The sequence below is a fragment of the Streptomyces sp. NPDC015032 genome, assembly GCF_043080425.1.
In the GTDB taxonomy this organism is placed as follows: Bacteria; Actinomycetota; Actinomycetes; order Streptomycetales; family Streptomycetaceae; genus Streptomyces.
Genome location: NZ_JBIBVN010000002.1, coordinates 459,483 through 479,255, shown reverse-complemented (window position 1 = coordinate 479,255; position 19,773 = coordinate 459,483). Strand labels below are relative to the sequence as shown.

The window sequence follows — 19,773 nt, the reverse complement described above, 5'->3', positions numbered from 1 at the left end:
GAATACCGGCCATGCCCCCATTGAACCAGAGAACGTGACGGCGCAGCAGACCTCTCCCACCCGTCGATACGGGCCCTTGGCGTTGCCCTGCTCACCCCGTACTTCAGGGAGCGGCGGACCGCTGTGGCCTCCCGGCAGACCGGGTGACGCCAGGACGAGGGGCGCCCCACCCGGACGGGTGTGACGCCCCTCGTGCCGGCGGCGGCCGGGGATCAGACCTGGTCGGCAGCTTCGCAAGGCGCGATTTCCCGTCCGTTGCCCGGATGTGAACCCCGTGTTACCGAGGTGTGCCGGGTTGCGCGCGGGCCCTGAGCAGCGACTCGAAGCCGGCCGCGCGGATCCGGCGGACCACTTCCTCCTGAGTGGTGCCCAGCGCCCGGGCCGCCCCCGCGAGCCGCCAGTCCGCGTCGGCCAGCCGGTGCAGCAGATGGCCGCGCCTGATCTGGGCCTCGGACAGCCGGAACGTCTTCAGGTACGCGACCTGCCCCTTGTGATCGGTGATCGTCTCACCGATGTGCTGCCCCGCCCCGCCCGTCCGGAACGGCGGCAGGAACCGCCACAGCGTGAACGAACCCATCCGGTACACCCGGTCGAAGGCGTACGAGCTGTCCAGCAGCTCACCCACGAACAGGGTGTCGTGCGCCTCGGCCCACTCCCGCTCGCACTCCCGCGCCGCCACCCGCAGCGCGGCGAGCGACCGCAGCCGCGGACCGTCGGGTATCCGCGCCGCGAACTCCGGCACCGGAGCGCCGTACAGCGCGTACTGGTGGATCAGCTCGCCGTACAGGTCCTCGACCAGCGACGGGTGCAGCAGCCGGTAGTCGTCCGGGTGCGGCAGCACAAACGCGCCGGCGAGCGCGTCGGCCGCGTACACCATCACTCCGCACTGGCCGGGATGGATCTCGAAGACCCGCAGCGCGTCACCGAGCCCGCGCACCGACCACCCCAGGTACGCGTCCTCGGCGCGCGGCGACAGCCCGTCGCGCAGCGCCCGCCGCGACCACTCCTCCCAGGCGACGGAGGGGCCGCCGAAGTGCAGGGCGAGATAGCCCTCCAGCGCGAGGTGCAGCGGCAGGAACCGCAGCCGGTCGCCCGGCCGGCGCTTCGCCATCCGGTGGTGGCGGTGGCGCTGGAGCCGCGCGGTCCGGGGCGCCGGCCGGTTCGGCGCCGCGGAGCCCGCCACGGCGCCGAGTTGCGTACCGTACGCGGCGGACTGCTCGCCCCCGCCGGACCAGTCGGCGACGAAGCCGTGCGGGATGACCGAGGCGTAGTGCGTGCGCGGCCCGACGTCCACGACGCCGTACCCGTAATCCGTGTAGAGCTCCTCGTGCAGCCGCAGCCCCTCGACGGGCTGTTCGCGCACCAGCGGTACCAGCCGGATGCCGCCCCACACCTGGGCGGGGCGGGTGGCGAGCCCGGTCAGTTCGAGCCTGTTCACGATGCCGCTCCCGCCCCGTCGTCACTCACGAAACGTGCCACCTGCCGGTCCAGATAGGCGTACAGCGCCGCCGCTCCGGTGCGTCCCTCGGCGAACCCCGCGATCTCCACCAGCACCGGCAGGTCCTCCGCGTCCCGGACACCCGCCGTGGGCACGCTCGGCGCGAGGCGCCGCACATCGAAACCGTCCGCGTCGTATACGGGGTTCACATGCACCACCGCCGTACGCCGGTCCGGATCGAGCCGGCTCCGCCAGACCCGCAGCACCTCGCCCGCGAGTCCGGGCGGCGCGTTGTCCCAGCCGTCCGAGACGATGACCAGCCGGTCGGGGCCCAGTTCCAGCGCGTCCAGCACACGGGTGCCGAGCGGGGTCGGCCCCCAGGGCCTGACCAGCAGTGGATCGGTGCGGCCCGACGTCCACAGCGGGGTGTACGCGCCCGGCGCGGCCAGCGCCTCCAGCAGGAAGTGGCAGGCCAGCGCCACGGCGAGCGGGCGGCGCCGCTTCTCGCCCGAGCCGGACGACGAGTAGCTGTCGTCCAGCACGGCGGCGACCCGGCCCCAGCCCCCGGCGTGCGGCCCCGCCGCGCGACGGGCCGCCGTGCGCAACGCACGGGTCAGCTCCGCGCGGTGCGCGCTGCGCGCCTCGAAGCCGAGCGACAGGACGTACAGGGCGAGCCGGGTCAGCGGCATCACGGTCAGATCCACCTCCGCGGGCAGCCGCGGGTCGTCTCCGGCACCGCGCTGCCCCAGGGTCCGCAGCCGCTCCAGCCGGGTCATCCGCGGTGCCATCCGCTCCAGGAACACCTCGCGCTTCATCCCGCGCCGGGCGGCGAAGCCCTCGGCGACGGTGAACGGCAACTCCTCGACGGCCCCCTGCTCGTAGTGGGCGCGCCGCCAGGCGTCGAGCAGCCCGTGCCGGTAGCTCGTCCGGTGCCCCGGCCGGAACAGGAAGTCCCCCGTCTCGTCCGGCCCATCCGGGCCGCCGAACCGGAGGTGGACATGGCGGGCGGCGCTCTTCAGCCCGGAGCGGTACTTCACCGCGTCGTGCGCCGGGTCGGGCCGGGCGGTCAGCCAGTCCCGCATGATCGCGCGGGTGCGCCGGTTGTTCACCTTGGCCGCGCGCAGCGCCCGGAACAGCCGGTACACGCGCTGCGGCGGCAGCTTCGCCAGCCGGGCGGCGATCAGCCGGCCCTCGGTGCGCTTCTCCTCGGCGGCCGCGTCGGCGGCCGTCTCCAGCAGCCCCTGGACGATGCGCGCGGCGTTGTGGTCGTTGATGTCGAGTGCGAGCGCGGCGGCGTACACGCGGCGGTAGTTGACCCGTACGTACGCGTGGAGGAAGTCCAGCGAGAGCTGCTGCTGGTGCGCGGTCGTGCGGAATTCGCGCTGCCCGGTCGCGGTGATCGTCGCATTGACGAAAAGGAGCACGTCCTCGGCCGCCACGAGATCGGTGCCGGTGCTGGTCGTCATGGTTTCCCTCGTGGTGTCACGCGCCGCCGTACGCGGGGCGGGGCGGAACGCCGGCCGGGGAATGGGGGCGCGAACAGCGAAATCACTGCTTCATAGGCAAGTCCCGGAAGTCGCGGCCGGAGTCCCGCGGCCGGCACCGCAAACGTAGCCAGGAAGTTCACGCTGCGCCAACTCAATACGGGATCGGCCCGGTGAACCCGGCAGACTTGGGCCATGACGACACTTCCCCCGACCTCTCTGCGTATCGGCCTCGTCGGTGCGGGCCCCTGGGCCCGGAACACCCAGGCCCCCGCCCTCGCCGCGCATCCGGGTGCCGGACTGAGCGGCGTGTGGGGCCGCCGCCCCGAGGCCGCGAACGCGCTGGCCGCCGCCCACGGCACCACGGCGTACACCGGCGAGACGGGCATCGACGAGCTCTTCGCGGCCAGCGACGCCATCGCGTTCGCCGTACCGCCGGACGTCCAGGCCCCGCTCGCCGCCCGCGCCGCCGCCACCGGCCGCCATCTGCTGCTGGACAAGCCGGTCGCGACCACCGTGACGGCGGCCCATGAGGTCGCCCGCGCCGCCGGGCAGGCCGGGGTCGCGTCCGTCGTCTTCTGCACCCTGCGCTTCGCGGCCGAGACCTCCGCCTGGATCACCGAACAGGCCGCCCTGGACGGCTGGTTCACCGCACGTGCCGAGTGGATCGGGGCGCTGTTCTCTCCCGGCGTGACCAGCGAGTACGCGGCCTCGCCCTGGCGCCGGGAGAAGGGCGGACTGTGGGACGTCGGCCCGCACGTCCTGTCCGTCCTGATCCCGGTCCTGGGCGATGTCACGCGACTGACCGCGGCCCGCGGCCCGTCCGACACCACCCACCTGATCCTCCGCCACACCTCCGGCGCGTCCAGCACCGTGACGCTTGCGCTGGGTGCCCCGGTCGGCGCGGTCGGCACCGAGATCGAGCTCAGGGGCGAGGCGGGAACGGCGGCACTGCCGCGGTGGAGCGACCCGGTCGGTTCCTTCCGCGCGGCGGTGGACGCACTGATCGATTCGGTACGCACCGGGGTGCCGCACCCCTGCGACGTCCGGTTCGGACTGCGCCTGACGGAACTGCTGGCCGAGGCGGAGAAGCAGGTGGCGGAGTAGGAGGAGTTCACGAAGGCGGTGTGGTCGGAGCGCGCGCGGCCGGTTTGTGGGCCAGGGCGTACGCGCCGGCCAGAGCAACGCTCGACGCCTGACCGGACAGGAACGAGGTGGCGTGCGCGGCGCCGACCGCGAGCAGGACGTCGGGGCGGCGCCCGGGGGGTCGGCCGGCATCACCCCGCCGACGGAGCCGAATCCGTGCCGGGCGCGGGTGGGGGAGGTGCTGTGACGGCCCGGTGAGCGGTGTTCAGGAAGCGCCGGACCGCGGCCGTCTCGCTCTCGTCGCTCGACACGGTGCTGGACGGCCTGGGCGCCGACGGCGGCGTCCTGTGCGGGCATTCGTACGGGGCCTGGATCGCCCTCCATCACGCCCTGCACGCGCGGCCCCACCGCGTGCGGAAGCTGATCCTGCTCGACCCGGCCCAGTGCTTCGCCGGATTCCGGCCCGGCTGTCTGCTGCGTGCTCTGCCGATGCTGCTCCGCCCCGGCGCCGCGCGGACGCGGATCTTCCTGGGGTGGGAGACGGGCGGCGCCGCGCTCGATCCGGCGTGGCTGCGGCTGCGCTGTGCGGCCGCCGGCTTCCCGTCGGCCCGCCCCGTCACCGGACCCCGCCCCGCGCCCGAGGCCCTGAGCGGGCTGGACGTGCCGACCCTGATCCTGACGGCCGGGGACAGCCGCGCCCATGACCCGGCCCGTGTCGCCGCCACCGCCGCCCGGCTGCTCCCGCATGCGCGGACGGCGACGATCCCCGGCGCGACACACCACAGCCTGCCGCTGCACGAGCCGGCGGCCACCGAACTGAACCGCAGGATCGAGGACTTCCTGACGGACGCCCGATAGCGCCCGCCGCGCGGGACGCTCAGCGCCCCATGGCGTCCCGCACCGCCTCGTCCGTACGCGCCACGACGGCGGTCCCGTCGTCCGCCGTGATGATCGGCCGCTGGATCAGCTTCGGATGCCCGGCGAGCGCCGAGATCCACCGCTCCCGCGAGCCGGCCTCGCGCGGCCAGTCCCCGAGCCCGAGCTCTTTCGCGTCCGCCTCCTGCATCCGTGCGATGTCCCACGGCTCCAGCCCGAGACGGTCGAGCACGGCCCGGATCTCGTCCGGTGACGGCACATCCTCCAGATAGCGGCGGACGGTGTACTCGGCACCCTCCGCATCGAGCAGCTGCACCGCGCTGCGGCACTTGGAACAGGCGGGATTGATCCAGATCTCCATGGGGCCAACGGTACGGGAGGAACGCCGTGAAATCCCGTCTGGCCAGCGACGATTGTCAGTGGTGGGCCGTAAAATGGAGGTAGTTCGTGAGGGTTTCACGACCGTGCCAGGAGGTTGCCGATGGCCGTTGCCGCAGTCACGACCAAGCCGCTCCACAAGCCCCTGCAGAAGAAGCCGCTCCCCGCGGGCCGTCCCCGTGAGTGGTACGTCTCCCACAACCGCCGCCTGAAGGCCATGCGCCTGGCGATCGCCCTGCTCGATACGGGCGTCTACCACCCGTCGACCGCGACCGACGCCAGGATACGAACGACTGCCGAGCGCATCGGCATCCACCCGCCGTCCGACACGACCTGCCGCATGGTCCGCGCCCTGATCCGCTACGGCCGCTGACGGCCGACCGGCCCGCGCCGCCGACGGGGCGCGGGCCGGTTCCGGCACCGGGCCGGCTGTCAGAAGGTGTTGTTCCGCTGTTCCCGCGAGGCCGGCCGACGAAGCACGTACCACGGCGGAGTAAGGGCCCGGCGAGGCAGGCAGGAGAGTGCTGTCAACTTGTTCTCGGTGCCGGTGCCGGGCTGTGGGACCTCAAGGACGATCCGCTGGTCCGAGCAGTCGTCGACGACGAGTGCGACCTCCTCCAGCACCATGCGGCCGACCGAAGGATGCTTCACTTCCCGGGCGGTGACGCGACGCCTTTCGATCTCGTGCTGCTGCCACCAGGTGCGGAACTCCGGGCTGCTCTCGCTCAGTTCGCGAACCAATGCGGTGAACCACGGCTCGTGGACGTACAGACCGGTGGCCGCGCGGAACGCGGCCAGTACCGATCGCGCGCTCGGCTCCCAGTTCTGAACCAGTCCACGAAGATATCCGCCGAAGAACAGCCACAGCATGTGACGGTGCTCAGGGGGGATTTCGGTGAGGTCGCCGTAGACGTCGGTTCTGGCCTGGTTCCAGGCCAGAATATTGAAACGGGGGCCGAGGGCAAATGCCGGATGCGGGTGCTGGCTGTCCAGGATGTGCTGGAGAGCCGGGGTCACACCATCGGCGGGAACGCTCGCGCTGGAACGGGCGTCCATGTTCGCCAGGGCGAGGAGGTAGTCGCGCTCTTCGGCGTTGAGGCGCAGGGCTTTGGCCAGCGAATTGAGGACCTGGTCGGAGACCCGGATGTTCCGGGCCTGTTCGAGGCGGGAATACCAGCAGACGCTGATCCCTGCCAGGTCGGCGACGTCTTCCCGTCGCAGACCCGGGGTCCGCCGCGCTGCTCGCGAAGGAAGACCGACCTCTTCCGGTTGAAGGGCCAGTCGTCGTGTTTTGAGGAAGTTCGCGAGTTCCACTCGCCGTTGGTTGTAATTCATCCGTTGTCCCCTCTGCTGGGCGACTGTTGCGGATGGCATTACCTGGTACCTCGTCGTACCTCCTCCCCAGGATAGTCGGATTCCGGAAAAGCGCTCTGTGACGCGCGAAAATGCGGCCGGAAGCGCCAGGAGGCGTACCGCCGCACTACGCCATTGGTGGGATCGCATTGAGGGACCGAGCCGGGGAGTCGGCCCGGCGGTGTTCGGGTGCACAGAGAGTGGCGGACGAGGACGGTCCGTGCGCCGGGCGAGCCCGGGAAGCCCGCCGGCCACGCCGACCACGCCGGCCACACCGCGAAGGGCCCGGCAGCGAGCTGCCGGGCCCTCCAGGTGAGGCTGAGGTCAGCGGTTCCCCTGCCCGCCTGCACGCTCACCCTGGTTCTGGTTCTGGTTCTGGTTCCTGTTCTGGTTCTCGCGCTGGTTTTCGCGCTGGTTCTGGTTTTCACGCTGGTTTTCGTTCTGGTTCTGGTTCTGGTTCTGCGAGACCGGGACTCCCGACCTCAGCTGCTCCAGCATCGCGGCGCAACCCCTGATGGATGCCACCTTGTTGTTGAACCCTTCAGTGTAGGCAGCCACGTAGCTCTGGCTCTTTCCGGTGTTCTCGCTGAGCTTGTCGGAATTCTGCCTGCACGTCGCGGCGCCGTCGTCCGCCCCGGCGGTGAGCGCCTGTTCCCTCTCGTCGGGGCTGCCCGGAACGGTTGTGCCGGTCTGCGATGTCGCACTCGCCTTGACGAGGTTCAGGCAACCTTGCTGGTTGGCTCCCTCTTGGGCCGTGACGGAGTCGTCGGCCTTGACTACCGCCACCGCCTTGACCGCTCCACCGATGTCAGCCGTTGCAGTGGTGATCGTGCGCTTCCCGCTGATGAAGGAGACCAGCTGTCCGGGGGTGAATCCGGCGCCGGATATCTGCGCGCTCTCATTCGGGTCTTCGATTCCAGTAATCGAGCAGGAGGCTCCTGGAACGGCCGACGGCTGTGAAGCGGCCCCCGATGTCGCGCTCTTGCCAGGTGTTGCGGCGTGCGCTCCGGTGGAGATTCCGGGTGCCATTGCCAGCGATGCACCCAGCGGGACGCCGAGCAGGGCGAGAATTCGCTTCTTTCCGTGCATGAGATTCCCCTTCGTGGTGGGTCCGTGCAATGAAAAGCGTCACATGGGGTCCGAGGGGCAACAAGAGACCGTTCATCCTGGGATTGGCAGTCTCAGGTTTAATTCCGTGCGGTTGCGAATTCGGGGGATACGCATTCGCGATTCGGTGAGGGATGAATAGGGTGAAGGCCGCCGCTTCCGGAAGGAGGCGGCGGCCCCGTCATGACATCTGGCGGCGAATCAGGTCCCGCCGTGACCGATCCCGTTCCCCAGAGCTCGAAGCAGAGCCGGAGAAGCGCTCTGACCCCGGCATGGGACTCAGGCGGGCGTCAGGGAGCGCAGACGGCCGACGAGTTCCTCGGAACGGGCCCTGTACCGCGCGACTGATGCCATCTTGATCTCCTCATAGCCGCGCACGATGTCGGGCAGTGAAGCGATCTCGACGGCCAGGCCGTGGGCGTTCTCGTCGAGGTCCCGGCAGACCTCGGTGATCGTGGCCTCGTACTCGACCACCAAGGCCCGTTCCGTGCGTCGCACGCGCGCCGGCCCGAACGGATCGAGGCGTGTGCCGCGGAGGCCGCGCATCGCCGCGAGGGCGCGGAAGACGGGTTTGAACCAGGGGCCGAGTTCGACCTTACGGTTCATCCCCAGTGCCCGCAGGACGGGCGGATGGAGGCGGTAGGACATGCGCGCGCCGTCCCCGAAGCGGTCTCTCACCTCCCGTTCGACCGCGGGGTCGAGGGAGAGCCTGGCCACCTCGTACTCGTCCTTGTACGCCATCAGCTTGTACAGGTACGTGGCCACGGCCTCGGTGAGGGCGGTCGAGCCGGGGACGCGTTCGCACTCGGCCTGCCTCACTTGTTCGACGAAGCGTGCGTACCTCGTCGCGTAGGCGGCGTTCTGGTAAGCGATGAGATCCGGAACGCGGACCTCCAGGAGCCGGGCAAGCTCCGACCCGGGGGCAGCCCCGACCGACGCGAGGGTGCGGCGGGCTGCGGAGGAGAGGCTGGGCCCCGGCCCCGCCGGAGCGGCACGCCCCTTCAGGAGAGCGGCGAAGGCATCGGGGGCGGCGACGGCCTGGCGGCCGAGGCGGAACGCCTTGAGGTTGGCTTCGGCCTTGACGCCATTGAGGGTGATCGCCTCCTCGATGGCGTGCGCCGGGAGCGGCAGCCCACCCCTCTGGTAGGCCGCGCCCGCCAGCAGGAGATTGGCGAACTGGTCCTCGCCCAGCAGGTCAACGGCGAGCCGCCGCGCGTCCAGGAAGACTGTGTTCCTGGCCCCGGCCCGAATCCGTTCCTTGAGCGGTTCGGCGGGCGGGAACGACACGTCCGGGTCGATCACCATCTGTCCGGTCGGGACCTCTGCCGTGGAGACGACCGCCACGGTTCGCGCCGGGGCGGTCGCCGACAGGTTTCCGGGTTCCGCGGCCACGAGCAGATCGCAGCCGAGGTAGAGATCGCACTCGTCCAGGGCCGCCTTGCCCGCCTGATCCGTCGGCTCCGTGGTGATCTTGATGTCGGAGACCACCGCGCCGCCCTTCTGGGCCATGCCGGTCTGGTCGAGGGTTCGGACGTGCAGGCCCACGAGCGAGGCCGCGGTGCTGAGGATCTGCGCGAGGGTGACCACGCCGGAGCCACCGATGCCGGTGATCCGGGTGGTGTGGGACGCCGGAGCGGCAGGATTCGGATCGGGCAGGGCGGCGCTGTCCGGCATGGGCGCGGAGGTGAAGGCGCGCTTCCCTCCGGCGGGGACGACCGTGAGGAAGGAGGGGCAGTCCCCGGCCAGGCAGGCGTAGTCCTTGTTGCAGGAGGACTGATCGATCCGGGTCTTGCGGCCGAACTCGGTGCCGACGGGTTGCACGGAGAGGCAGTTCGACTGCTGTCCGCAGTCGCCGCACCCCTCGCACACCCGCTCGTTGATCACCACACGCTCGGTGGGCTCGGGTGCGATGCCGCGCTTGCGTTTGCGCCGGAGTTCCGTCGCGCATTCCTGGTCGTGAAGGAGCAGGGTGACGCCGGGGGTCCGGGCGAGCACCTCCTGGGCCTCGGGCAGCCGGTCGCGGTGCCAGACGACGACGCCCTTCGGAAGAGTGACCTTCCGGTAGCGCTTGACGTCCTCGGTCGTGATGATGGCGCGCTTGACACCCTCCGCCAACAGCTCCTGGACGATCGCGGGGACGGGCATGACACCGGTGGGCTGCTGTCCGCCGGTCATCGCCACCGCGGAGTTGTAGAGCAGTTTGTAGGTGACGTTCACCCCGGCCGCGACCGCCGCCCGGACGGCGAGGCTGCCGGAGTGGTGGAACGTGCCGTCGCCGAGGTTCTGGATCAAGTGGTCGCGTGCGAGGAACGGTTGCATGCCGATCCACTGGGCGCCCTCGCCCCCCATCTGCGTCATGCCGATCACGTCCCCGGTCAGGGCGGGGTCCATGAGCGTGACCATGGCGTGGCAGCCGATCCCGGCTCCGACGGCGGCACCCTCGGGTGCTTTGGTCGAGAGGTTGTGGGGGCAACCGGAACAGAAATACGGGGTGCGGGTCACCACCGGCAGGAGCGGCAGCGTCCTGCGTCGGGCCGCTGCCGGCCGCGTCGTGTCCAACCAGCTGCGTACGGTGGGGAATTCGGACATTTCGTTCAGCCGGGGTGCGAGCCGTGCGGCGACGGTGTCGGGATCGAGTTCTCCGTCGAGGGGGAACAGGACCGAACCGTCGGGTGCGCGCTTGCCGGAAACGGACGGCCGGTCACCGCTCCCGTAGAGCAGGTCCTTGAGGGCGGCCTCGATCAGTGGCCGCTTCTCCTCCACGACCACGATGTGACGCAGTCCCCTCGCGAACCGCTCGACGACCGTGGGTTCCAGCGGGTGGATCATGCCGAGGTGGAGCAAGCGCACACCCCGCCGCTTCAGTTCGGCGTCGTCGAGCCCGAGGATGCGCAGGGCGTGGCGGACGTCGAGGAAGGTCTTGCCTGCCGCGACGATCCCGATGCGGTCGTCGGACCCCGATACGGTGATCCGGTTGAGGTTGTTGGCGACGGCGTAGCGGCGGGCGATCTCCAGGCGGGCGCCGTCCCGGCTGCGTTCCAGGTCACCGAGGGCCGGTTGCACCATCCGGGTGCCGACGGTGTGGCGGTACGGCACTCCGTCGACGACGAGATCCGGGTCGACCGGTGAGATCCGGTCGGCGCTCACGTCGACGGTGCCGGAGCCGTCCGCGACCGCCGTCACGACTTTCAGCGCCACCCACAGGCCGGCTGCCCGGGACATCGCCACGCCGTGCAGTCCGAAGTCGAGCGCTTCCTGGGGGTCGGACGGGTAGAGCGTGGGCAGGCCGAGGTCGGCGAGGAGGAGTTCGGAGGCACCGGGGACGGTGGACGACTTGGCGGCGGGGTCGTCACCGACCAGGGCGAGCGCACCCCCGGCCGGGTGGGTGCCCATCAGGTTGTTGTGCCGGATGGCGTCCGAGGCGCGGTCCAGCCCCGGGGACTTGCCGTACCAGATGGCCGTGATGCCGTCGACGCGCTTGTCCGGCTGCGCGGCGGCGAGTTGGGTGCCCTGGACGGCCGTCGCCGCCAGCTCTTCGTTGACACCCGGGCGGAAGACGACGTCGTACTCGTCGAGGAGGGGGCGGCAGCGCGCGAGTTCCATGTCGTATCCGGCGAGCGGCGAGCCTTCGTACCCGGAGACGAACCCCGCGGTGCTGCGGCCCGCACGACGGTCGGCGCGACGGATGTCGAGCGGCAGGCGGGCGAGAGCCTGGATGCCGGTGAGGTGGATGGTGCCCTCTTCGCGTACGAATCGATCCTGAAGCGTGGGCTGGGTTCCGGTTGTGTTCTGAGGGGTCACCACTGGGTTCCTCCAGATGGGGCATCGGTGGTCGGCGGGGCGGGCGCGGAGTCTGCCCGGTACGGCAGGGGCGGGCGCCCGGGGCGGTGATGCCGAAGGGGCCGCCACGATGCGCCGGTCGGCACCGGTCGGAACGCGGCATCCGTGGGCCGGGCCCGGCAGACGGGGGGCAGCCGGGCATGGCAGACCGGGGCGGCCGGGCCCGGCTTCCCGAGCCGGAGGGCCGGGGCGCCGACGGCCGGGGCACGGGAGTGCCGGCGCGCCCCGGCAGCCGGCTCGCTGGAATGAAAGCAACGCCGGCCGCGGGCCCGTCGGCCGGCTCGCCGGGCCACCGAGCGGGGCGAGCGGCCTTGGGCGAGAATCCGGGAGCGCAGGGACAGGGCCGCGTCTTCCGGCTGCGGCCGCACAGAACCTGGGCGGGCCGTACCTAGGGCCGCGCTGCCCCGTGAAGCAGGGCGGCGAGAGCCGACGCGAGGGAAGATCCCTCGGTGCTGTGCCAGGCGATGTGGCCGTCCGGCCGGACGAGGAGGGCTCCGTCCTCACCGATCCCGAGCAGCTCAGGGCAGTGGCCGTCCGGGCTGGTGACGTCACGTCCGATCACGACGGTCCGTTTCGCCATGCCTTCCCCGGTCTCAGCGGCCTCCGAGAAGGCGTCGGCCCAAGTGGCTCCCCCCGGCCCCGTGATGAGGGTGAAGCCCGGCACGAGGAGGTCGTGCGTGGACACCCGTTCCCCGTCACGTTCGACCCAGGCGTGCGGAAGTCGCGCTCCGGGAACGACGGTCGGTGTGTAGTCGGTGGCCGACGGCGGGGGACCGTCGACGCCGTCGGCCTGCCGGGCCGGGCCGTAGACGTATCCGATCTCCTGGTTGAGCGCGTCGAAGTGCGGGCGCTGCGGAGGGATGGCCTCCGCGATCCGTCGGCGTTCCGCCGCGGCGACTGCCGGGTCCGCGCCTTCGAGGCGTGCGGCGATCCTGGTCGTCTCGGGCCCGATCCCGACCTCGGCCATCTTGATGGCGTTGAGCATGCTGTGGCGGGCATTGGCGACGGCGACGGGCCGGCGTTCACGCTCATAGCTGTCGAGCAGGGCGTCGGAGGCGCGGCCCGCCAGGACGGCGGCGAGTTTCCAGCCGAGGTTGTCCGCGTCGGCGAGGCCGCTGTTCATGCCCAGGCCGCCTGTCGGCGGGAACTGGTGTGCCGCGTCGCCGACGAGGAAGACACGGCCGCTGCGGTAGGTCTCGGCGGTCCGGGCCGTCATGGTCCACTGCCCCACGGAGCGGATGTCCACGTCGAGTTCGGTGGTTCCGACGGCGTCCCGGACGATCTGGGCGCACCGTTCGGGCGGGTAGTCCTGCGGCGATTCGACGGCCGGGTCCAAGTTCCGCTGGAAGGTCCAGCGGCGGACGCCGTCCATCCCGATGAGGAGTCCCGGGGAGGCGCTGTTGATCAGCCAGATCAGCAGGGCGGGATCCTGCCGCGTCCAGGGGGACAGGTCGGCGTGGAAGTAGATGCTCAGCTGGTGGCCGAGGACCGGAGAGCCGTCCATCGCGATGCCGAGCCTGTCGCGCATGCCCCCGGTCGCCCCGTCCGCCGCCACAACGTACGGGGTGCGCAGGATCCTTCGCCCGCTCACGTCTTCGACGGTGACGTCGACCGAGTCGCCGTGGTCCGTCACCTCCACGACGGTGGTGTTGTAGCGGACGGTGGCCATGCCCTGGGCGAGGACCGCGTCGAGGAGGTGTTGCTGCACACGGTCCTGGGCACAGGAGATGAGCTGCTCGGCGGAGGAATGGATCCGGCGCAGGAGCTGGTCCTCCGGTCCTTCGACAAGGCCGATCCGGCCCAGTGATTCCCCGGCGAGGGTCTGTTTCCACAGGATGGTGCCGGCCGACACCGGGTCGACCGCGTCTGCGCGGACGGCGTCCGCGATGCCCCAGGCGCGGAACAGTTCCATGGACCGCGTGTTGACGATGTGGGCCCGGGGGTGCGGATTGATCCCGCCGTACTGTTCGAAGACCACGCTGCGGACGCCGTGCCGGCCCAGGACGAGCGCGGTGGCCAGCCCCACGGGGCCGGCTCCGATGATGACGACCGGGACGTCGATGTCGTTCATGCGCGCCTGACCAGTTCCGCGAAGGGCTCACCCGAGTCGAAGCGCCGCACCAAGTCGTCGGGGTCGAACGCGACCCCGATCGGATTGGCTTCGAAGGCTCCGGACCGGAACCACTCGTCGAGGGCTTCCACGGTGGCGAAATTGTCGATCTGGAGCTCGATGTGATTGCCGTCGGGGTCCTCGAAGTACATCGAGGTGGTCGGCCCGTGGTTGATGCACCAGAAAGGACGGATGCCGTCCCCCTTCAGCCGCTGGTACGTGTCGAGCAGATCCTTGATGGTCGCGTAGGTGAACGCCACGTGGTGCAGACCGGTGTGCGCGTCCGTCGGATGCTCGGACGCTCCGGTGGCGACCAGCGCGACACGGTGGTGCTCGTCGTCGTAGGTCAGGAAGGCGAGGGCCTCGTTGGCGAAGGTGACGTGGCCTTCGAGGACGCGTACGTACCAGTCGGTCATGACCGGCAGACGGCCGGTGCGCAGGACGACGTGGGCAAGTTTGCCGGGAGAAGCCATGGGGTGGCGACCTCCTTATCGAGGGCACGACAGCCCTCTTGGCTGCCATGCAAGAGAAGCTTAGGGATTCTCTTGTATGGCAGTCAAGAGACCGTCGTCAGCGCGCTGCCGCGAGAGCCGCCAGCGCTTCCATGAGGAGGTCGACGAACTCCTCGGCCGGCCGGTCCAGCTCCCGGGTGCTGACCAGGAGCCCTTCGAAGAGCACATGCGCCACGTCCGCCACCGGCGCGACATCTGCCCCCTCGGGCAGCCGGCTTGCGACGGCCGCGAGAAGGCGGCCCTCCAGCCACTCCTGCATGCGGGAGTAGGCGTCGGCGAGGGCGGGCGACTCGTCCATGCGGTCATAGGCCTCCCGGTGCAGCCCGCGATATACCTCCAGGTCGACGAGGAACGTCACCAATTGCCGCCGCGGGTCGTCCCTGATCGCGGGATCCGTCTCGACGCGCTCCCGCTCGCTCAGGAAGAGGCGGTCCAGTACGGCGGCGAACAAGTCGTCCTTGGTCGGGAAGTACCAGCGCACGGCGTTGGCCGCGACGCCCGCCGACTTGCCGACCTCGGTCAGGCTGGTCCCCTTGTATCCCTTGGCGGTGAAGAGCTCCCAGGCGCCGTCGACCAGGACGGCCTCGCGCTCGGCTTTCGGGATCTGTTGACGGTTCCGTGGCATAGCAACCCAGCCTAGAGGCTGTCCCGCAATGATCTCGGGGTGTCGGACCCCTGCCCCTGCTGGACGGACTCGTCGGCTGTCCGGTGAGGGCGAGGTCGTGGGGGCGGGCGATGCCACGCGTGCGTGCTCGGCGGCGCGACGGGGCAGAGCGTGCCGGGAACGGGTGCTAGTGCAGTTCCGGGCCGCCCAGTCGGCCACGTGCCGTCGCCACGAACGCGGCGGCTTCGGGCGTCGTCGGTCCTGTACGTCCGTCACGTTGGTGGGCGATGGCCGCGGCCACGGCCGCGTTGGCCCCGTGGTGAGCCAGGTACCAATGGCCGCCGTCGAGCTTGGAGCACAGCTGCCCGTCCTCGGCGAATCGCAGCGCACGGCAGGCGTTGAGGACGGCATACGTTGCGTTCGCGTGGTCCAGTGCCCACTGAAGTTCGCTGACCATCGCCGCACCGACGCGGTCGGCGGGAACCGGTCCGAGGACCTCGGCTGCTGGGGGACCGTGGACGGCGAGCGCATGCGCCCGGCACACGGCGCAGTGCAGGATCAGGTCGGTGTCACCGGCATGGTTGATTCCGGGGATGATCGTGCTCTCGGTCGCACTGGTGCGAATGTGGACCTCGAACGGACAGGAATCGAGGCCGGCCGCGGTCGCCGCGGTGATGATGCTCATCTCCAGTCCCGTGCCGGGGCACCGCGCTGCGGTCCCCACCACCGCCTCACCCATGGCCTGCTGGTCGGCCTGGGTGCCGGGCTCGGCGACCACGGCCAGCACATCCACGTCACTGCGTGCAGCGCTGAATCCCCCCAGCACGGCCGAGCCATGCACATAGACACCAATCAGGTCCGGGCGCACACCGGCGAGGGCGGACGATACCTCAGCGACATAACGGACGACGTCAGAAGGAACAAGAGCAGCGGTGGTCATGGAGTCGAGCATATGGGCGGCTCACCGAACCCGGGGGGTCTCACCAGGGGCCCTCGCCGCGGGCCCGTCAGCCCCTCTTGCGGGACGGCCTTTGGGTGGCGCCCCCTCATCCTCATCAGCGGCACCGGGAAACAGGGGCCTGGCAACCGGTGAACTCTTGACTCCAAGACAAGAACACTCTTGACTCTGAAGCAAGAAAAATTCCTTCCCCGACACGCGGGAGTCCGTGATGCGCCTGTACAGCACAGCCCTGGGCATTGCCAGGGAGGAGAGCCCCGGCGAGCTCTCCGTACTCGATCTCCCCTTCGCCGACCTGGGCGCCCTCCTGCGCGGTCCCGGGATCGCGGCGGCCCGCACGGCGGCGGTCGTCCGGCGGGTCGCTCTCGACGAGGTCCGTGTGCATGCCCCCGTGCCCCGGCCGGGGAAGATCCTGATCGTCGGTCTCAACTACCCCAGCCACGCGGAGGAGGCCCTGGAGATGTTCGCCGCGATGGGGCGGTCCGGCATCACCCTGCCCACGGAGCCGAATTTCCAGGTGGTCGCCGGTTCCGCGGTCACCGCCCCCGGCGACGACATCCGTCTCCCCGCGGTCGCCGCCGGACAGGTCGATTACGAGGGCGAGGTGGCCGCCGTGATCGGCCGGCCCGCCACCGCCGTCGACGCCACCGACGCGGCGAGCCACCTCGCCGGCCTGACCATCGCCAACGACGTCTCGGCGCGCGACATCCAGCAGCGGGCGATGTCGGGTGATCCGACCGCGTCCATCGGCGTGTCCAAGAGCTTCGACACCTTCAAGCCGCTCGGTCCCTGCCTGGTCACCCCGGACGAATTCGCCGAGCCGCTCGACCTGCGGCTGCGCACACTGGTCAACGGCGAGGTACGCCAGGACGATCGCACCAGCGGTCTCATTCACGGCGTGGCCGAGCTGATTTCCTACCTCTCGCGCTACCAGACCCTTGAACCCGGCGATGTGATCCTCACCGGAACACCGCGCGGCGCCGGCCTGTTCTCCGGTCGCCATCTGCGCCCCGGCGATGTCGTCGAGGTCGAGGTCGAGCGCATCGGTACGCTCCGCAACCGCGTGGCGGCCGTCCCCGAGAAAGGAAGCGCGGGTACGTGACCGCCGGAGAGACCGTACGCGGGAGAGGTTTCCCGGCCGGCTCCGCGCGATCGAGGCCGTAGCGCTCGCCGGTCACGGCACACGGGGTGGTCCGGGCCGCCGGTGCGGGCACCAGGTCTTCCTTCCCGGGCGGACGTGCTCAGAGCCTGTCGGGTGACCTCTGATCGGGCGGCCACGCCCTGGCACGCACGCTTCCCGCGTTGCCGAAATGTCCAAGTAGCTCCTTCCCCAAGCTCTCAGCTTCGTTCGAGCAGGGAAGACCCCATCCAAGGACATCCCGGCGCCTTGGAACCGCACGCACCAGACCGCGTCCGCTACCCGATCGAAGGTCACCCGACAGGCTCTCAGCCGGAACGGAGTGGCCGCGCGAGCGCCGCAGTGTGCACGGCCGCTGAGGGCACCGGACCGCACGCGGACGAGGGCCGCCGCCCCGGTTACGGGACAGCGGCCCTCGTTCACGCTGCTGACGTCACGTCGGCGATCGGGCCGGGCGGTGCGCACCCGGTACACGAGCGGACGGACGGCAACCAGTGACAGTGAGAACTGCTGGGAAGAGTTCTCACAAGTCATGGCCGGTTTCCAGGGCGTTTGCCCAGGCTGCCCGACCCTGCGGCTCAGAGGTCGAAGTACAGCTCGAACTCGTGCGGGTGCGGGCGCAGCTGGATCGGGGCGATCTCGTTGGTCCGCTTGTAGTCGATCCACGTCTCGATCAGGTCGGCGGTGAAGACCCCGCCGGCCTGCAGGTACTCGTTGTCCGCCTCCAAGGCCTCCAGTACGGCCGGGAGGGAGGTCGGGACCTGCTGGACGGTCGCGTGCTCCTCGGGAGCCAGCTCGTACAGGTCCTTGTCGATCGGCTCGGCGGGCTCGATCTTGTTCTTGATGCCGTCGAGGCCCGCCATCAGCAGGGCGGAGAAGGCGAGGTACGGGTTGGACGACGGGTCCGGGGCGCGGAACTCGACGCGCTTGGCCTTCGGGTTGGAGCCCGTGATCGGGATACGCATCGCGGCGGAACGGTTGCGCTGCGAATAGACCATGTTGACCGGGGCCTCGAAGCCGGGAACCAGACGGTGGTACGAGTTCACCGTCGGGTTGGTGAAGGCCAGCAGCGACGGGGCGTGCTTGAGGATGCCGCCGATGTAGTAGCGGGCGGTGTCCGAGAGGCCCGCGTAGCCCTGCTCGTCGTAGAACAGCGGGTCGCCGCCGGCCCACAGGGACTGGTGGACGTGCATGCCCGAGCCGTTGTCGCCGAAGATCGGCTTCGGCATGAACGTCGCGGTCTTGCCGTTGCGCCAGGCGACGTTCTTCACGATGTACTTGAAGAGCATCAGGTCGTCGGCTGCGGCGAGCAGCGTGTTGAACTTGTAGTTGATCTCGGCCTGGCCGGCGGTGCCCACCTCGTGGTGCTGGCGCTCGATCTGGAGACCGCTCTTCTCCAGCTCCAGGGACATCTCGGCGCGCAGGTCGGCGAAGTGGTCGACCGGCGGTACCGGGAAGTAGCCGCCCTTGTAGCGGACCTTGTACCCACGGTTGTCCTCGATCGCACCGGTGTTCCAGGCGCCGGCCTCGGAGTCGATGTGGTAGAAGCTCTCGTTCGACGACGTCTGGAAGCGGACGCTGTCGAAGACGTAGAACTCGGCCTCGGGACCGAAGTACGCGGTGTCGGCGATGCCGGTGGAGGTGAGGTACGCCTCGGCCTTCTTGGCCACGTTCCGCGGGTCACGGCTGTACTGCTCGCCGGTGATCGGGTCGTGGATGAAGAAGTTGATGTTGACGGTCTTGTCACGGCGGAACGGGTCGACACGGGCGGTCGACAGGTCTGCGCGCAGCGCCATGTCGGACTCGTGGATGGCCTGGAAACCGCGGATCGACGAACCGTCGAAGGCAAGCTCCTCGGTCGGGTCGAAGGTCGCCGCCGGTACGGTGACGTGCTGCATCACACCGGGCAGGTCGCAGAACCGGACATCGATGAACTTGACGTCTTCGTCAGCGATGAACTTCTTCGCGTCGTCGGCGTTCTGGAACATCCAAATCCTCCTACTCCCGGCCCGGGAGGGACGGGGTTGCAACTCGTGGTGCGGCCAGTGCGGTGGCACACGCTCGACCCGACCTTAGGCAGACCGGATTTCTCCAGCATGACCCATTTGTTTCGCAGAAGTTAACCGAGCCGAGCGCGAGCGGCACATCGAGGCCGGTACCGGCCCCTCGTCCGGCCCGCCCGGGAGCCCGCGGCGGCCCCCCGCCCGGCGGGGAGCGAAACAGGGCGCAGTACCGTGTTCGGGTGGACACTAGGCAAGCAATCGGATCGTGGCTCTCCGGGCCGCGCGCGGCCGCCGAGGAGATGGGGGCCGACTTCGGCCACCGGGGCAAGCGGCTCGGTCTGCCCGAGCACGGGCCGGGATCCATGGCGCCGTTCGGGCGGCGCGTCGGCGCGCTCTTCATCGACTGGGCCCTGTGCATGCTGATCGCATACGGACTGTTCGCACGTGGTGACCAGCAGGCGGCGGGAAACTGGGCGCTCGGCGTCTTTCTCGTACTGAGTGTGCTCACCGTCGGAACCATCGGCTGCACGCCCGGCAAGCGCGTCCTGGGTACCAGGGTCATCTCCGAGAACGGCGGCCGGCTGACGTTCGGGCGGGCGGTCGTCCGGAGTGTGCTGCTGTGCCTGGCGATTCCGGCCCTGGTCTGGGACCGTGACGGCCGTGGTCTGCACGACCGGCTGGCCCGTGCGGTTCAGGTCCGTATCTGAGCGGGACCGAATCCGGGCGAGGGCCCGCGCGATTGGGCGGGACCGAGAGGACGGAAGACGAGGAGGGGGGGGGGGGGGGGGGGGCCTCGTGGGCCGCCCCCGCCCCCCCCGCCGCTGGGATTGGGCGCGGCGGCGGGACCGGCCCCAAGCAACCGCCCCGGCACCACCCACCCCCAGGG

The 19,773-nt window shown here is 70.3% G+C and carries 16 protein-coding genes; 5 read left to right on the top strand and 11 right to left on the bottom strand.

What is annotated here, in order from left to right; all coding sequences use genetic code 11:
* Positions 1 to 277: 277 nt before the first annotated feature.
* Positions 278 to 1,438, bottom strand: coding sequence for a hypothetical protein (locus tag ACF08M_RS05035; protein ID WP_392183825.1), 1,161 nt, complete (start codon positions 1,436 to 1,438; stop codon positions 278 to 280).
* On the bottom strand, positions 1,435 to 2,904 hold the full coding sequence (locus tag ACF08M_RS05030; RefSeq protein WP_392183824.1) for a hypothetical protein: 1,470 nt from the start codon (positions 2,902 to 2,904) through the stop codon (positions 1,435 to 1,437). The genes ACF08M_RS05035 and ACF08M_RS05030 overlap by 4 nt, the downstream gene beginning before the upstream one ends.
* Positions 2,905 to 3,117: 213 nt before the next feature.
* Here ACF08M_RS05030 and ACF08M_RS05025 point away from each other — a divergent pair, with 213 nt between their 5' ends.
* Positions 3,118 to 4,029 carry a Gfo/Idh/MocA family protein gene (locus ACF08M_RS05025; protein WP_392183823.1) on the top strand — a complete coding sequence of 304 codons (912 nt, stop codon included), beginning with the start codon at positions 3,118 to 3,120 and terminating at the stop codon, positions 4,027 to 4,029.
* Positions 4,030 to 4,269: 240 nt separating this feature from the next.
* Positions 4,270 to 4,866 (top strand): alpha/beta fold hydrolase, encoded by a 597-nt coding sequence (locus ACF08M_RS05020; RefSeq protein ID WP_392183822.1) that lies wholly within the window; start codon positions 4,270 to 4,272, stop codon positions 4,864 to 4,866.
* A gap of 19 nt (positions 4,867 to 4,885) precedes the next feature.
* On the opposite strand, the gene ACF08M_RS05015 is transcribed toward ACF08M_RS05020, so the two are convergent.
* A complete protein-coding gene (locus ACF08M_RS05015; RefSeq protein WP_392183821.1) occupies positions 4,886 to 5,245 on the bottom strand; it encodes an arsenate reductase family protein in 360 nt (119 codons plus the stop codon).
* A 120-nt stretch (positions 5,246 to 5,365) separates the two neighbouring features.
* Between ACF08M_RS05015 and ACF08M_RS05010 the strand changes: the two genes are divergently transcribed.
* Positions 5,366 to 5,635, top strand: a complete 270-nt coding sequence (locus ACF08M_RS05010; protein WP_392183820.1) for a hypothetical protein — start codon at positions 5,366 to 5,368, stop codon at positions 5,633 to 5,635.
* 59 nt (positions 5,636 to 5,694) lie between these two features.
* Here ACF08M_RS05010 and ACF08M_RS05005 read toward each other — a convergent pair whose 3' ends face one another.
* From ACF08M_RS05005 to ACF08M_RS04975, 7 genes are all read right to left on the bottom strand, one after another.
* Positions 5,695 to 6,597 carry a helix-turn-helix transcriptional regulator gene (locus tag ACF08M_RS05005; RefSeq protein WP_392183819.1) on the bottom strand — a complete coding sequence of 301 codons (903 nt, stop codon included), beginning with the start codon at positions 6,595 to 6,597 and terminating at the stop codon, positions 5,695 to 5,697.
* Between the two features lie 342 nt (positions 6,598 to 6,939).
* Entirely contained in the window at positions 6,940 to 7,704 is a 765-nt protein-coding gene (locus ACF08M_RS05000) for a hypothetical protein (protein WP_392183818.1), read from the bottom strand.
* A gap of 297 nt (positions 7,705 to 8,001) precedes the next feature.
* Entirely contained in the window at positions 8,002 to 11,523 is a 3,522-nt protein-coding gene (locus ACF08M_RS04995; RefSeq protein ID WP_392183817.1) for an indolepyruvate ferredoxin oxidoreductase family protein, read from the bottom strand.
* Between the two features lie 427 nt (positions 11,524 to 11,950).
* Positions 11,951 to 13,633, bottom strand: a complete 1,683-nt coding sequence (locus ACF08M_RS04990; protein WP_392183816.1) for an FAD-dependent monooxygenase — start codon at positions 13,631 to 13,633, stop codon at positions 11,951 to 11,953.
* Positions 13,630 to 14,145: a VOC family protein gene (locus ACF08M_RS04985; protein WP_392183815.1), complete on the bottom strand. Its 516-nt coding sequence runs from the start codon at positions 14,143 to 14,145 to the stop codon at positions 13,630 to 13,632. Before ACF08M_RS04985 ends, ACF08M_RS04990 begins: the two co-directional genes overlap by 4 nt.
* Before the next feature lie 97 nt (positions 14,146 to 14,242).
* Entirely contained in the window at positions 14,243 to 14,809 is a 567-nt protein-coding gene (locus tag ACF08M_RS04980; RefSeq protein WP_392183814.1) for a TetR/AcrR family transcriptional regulator, read from the bottom strand.
* A 166-nt stretch (positions 14,810 to 14,975) separates the two neighbouring features.
* On the bottom strand, positions 14,976 to 15,728 hold the full coding sequence (locus ACF08M_RS04975) for an aminoglycoside adenylyltransferase domain-containing protein (protein WP_392183813.1): 753 nt from the start codon (positions 15,726 to 15,728) through the stop codon (positions 14,976 to 14,978).
* A gap of 229 nt (positions 15,729 to 15,957) precedes the next feature.
* Here ACF08M_RS04975 and ACF08M_RS04970 point away from each other — a divergent pair, with 229 nt between their 5' ends.
* Complete coding sequence (locus ACF08M_RS04970) at positions 15,958 to 16,848, top strand: fumarylacetoacetate hydrolase family protein (protein ID WP_392183812.1); 891 nt, start codon at positions 15,958 to 15,960, stop codon at positions 16,846 to 16,848.
* Positions 16,849 to 17,462: 614 nt separating this feature from the next.
* Here the strand turns inward: ACF08M_RS04970 and glnA are convergent.
* Positions 17,463 to 18,872 carry a type I glutamate--ammonia ligase gene (gene glnA / locus ACF08M_RS04965; protein WP_392183811.1) on the bottom strand — a complete coding sequence of 470 codons (1,410 nt, stop codon included), beginning with the start codon at positions 18,870 to 18,872 and terminating at the stop codon, positions 17,463 to 17,465.
* A 254-nt stretch (positions 18,873 to 19,126) separates the two neighbouring features.
* On the opposite strand from glnA, the gene ACF08M_RS04960 reads away from it, so the two are divergent.
* The gene (locus ACF08M_RS04960; RefSeq protein WP_392183810.1) at positions 19,127 to 19,594 is read left to right on the top strand and encodes an RDD family protein; all 468 of its coding nucleotides are present in this window, start codon (positions 19,127 to 19,129) and stop codon (positions 19,592 to 19,594) included.
* Positions 19,595 to 19,773: the final 179 nt, after the last annotated feature.

What these genes read in the sequence shown, in the direction of transcription:
- ACF08M_RS04985 (WP_392183815.1), bottom strand. Translation starts at nt 14,145, where the DNA reads ATGGCTTCTCCCGGCAAACTTGCCCACGTCGTCCTGCGCACCGGCCGT.
- ACF08M_RS04975 (WP_392183813.1), bottom strand. Translation starts at nt 15,728, where the DNA reads ATGACCACCGCTGCTCTTGTTCCTTCTGACGTCGTCCGTTATGTCGCT.
- ACF08M_RS05025 (WP_392183823.1), top strand. Translation starts at nt 3,118, where the DNA reads ATGACGACACTTCCCCCGACCTCTCTGCGTATCGGCCTCGTCGGTGCG.
- ACF08M_RS04990 (WP_392183816.1), bottom strand. Translation starts at nt 13,633, where the DNA reads ATGAACGACATCGACGTCCCGGTCGTCATCATCGGAGCCGGCCCCGTG.
- ACF08M_RS05015 (WP_392183821.1), bottom strand. Translation starts at nt 5,245, where the DNA reads ATGGAGATCTGGATCAATCCCGCCTGTTCCAAGTGCCGCAGCGCGGTG.
- ACF08M_RS04970 (WP_392183812.1), top strand. Translation starts at nt 15,958, where the DNA reads ATGCGCCTGTACAGCACAGCCCTGGGCATTGCCAGGGAGGAGAGCCCC.
- ACF08M_RS05005 (WP_392183819.1), bottom strand. Translation starts at nt 6,597, where the DNA reads ATGAATTACAACCAACGGCGAGTGGAACTCGCGAACTTCCTCAAAACA.
- ACF08M_RS04980 (WP_392183814.1), bottom strand. Translation starts at nt 14,809, where the DNA reads ATGCCACGGAACCGTCAACAGATCCCGAAAGCCGAGCGCGAGGCCGTC.
- ACF08M_RS05000 (WP_392183818.1), bottom strand. Translation starts at nt 7,704, where the DNA reads ATGCACGGAAAGAAGCGAATTCTCGCCCTGCTCGGCGTCCCGCTGGGT.
- ACF08M_RS05010 (WP_392183820.1), top strand. Translation starts at nt 5,366, where the DNA reads ATGGCCGTTGCCGCAGTCACGACCAAGCCGCTCCACAAGCCCCTGCAG.
- glnA (WP_392183811.1), bottom strand. Translation starts at nt 18,872, where the DNA reads ATGTTCCAGAACGCCGACGACGCGAAGAAGTTCATCGCTGACGAAGAC.
- ACF08M_RS05030 (WP_392183824.1), bottom strand. Translation starts at nt 2,904, where the DNA reads ATGACGACCAGCACCGGCACCGATCTCGTGGCGGCCGAGGACGTGCTC.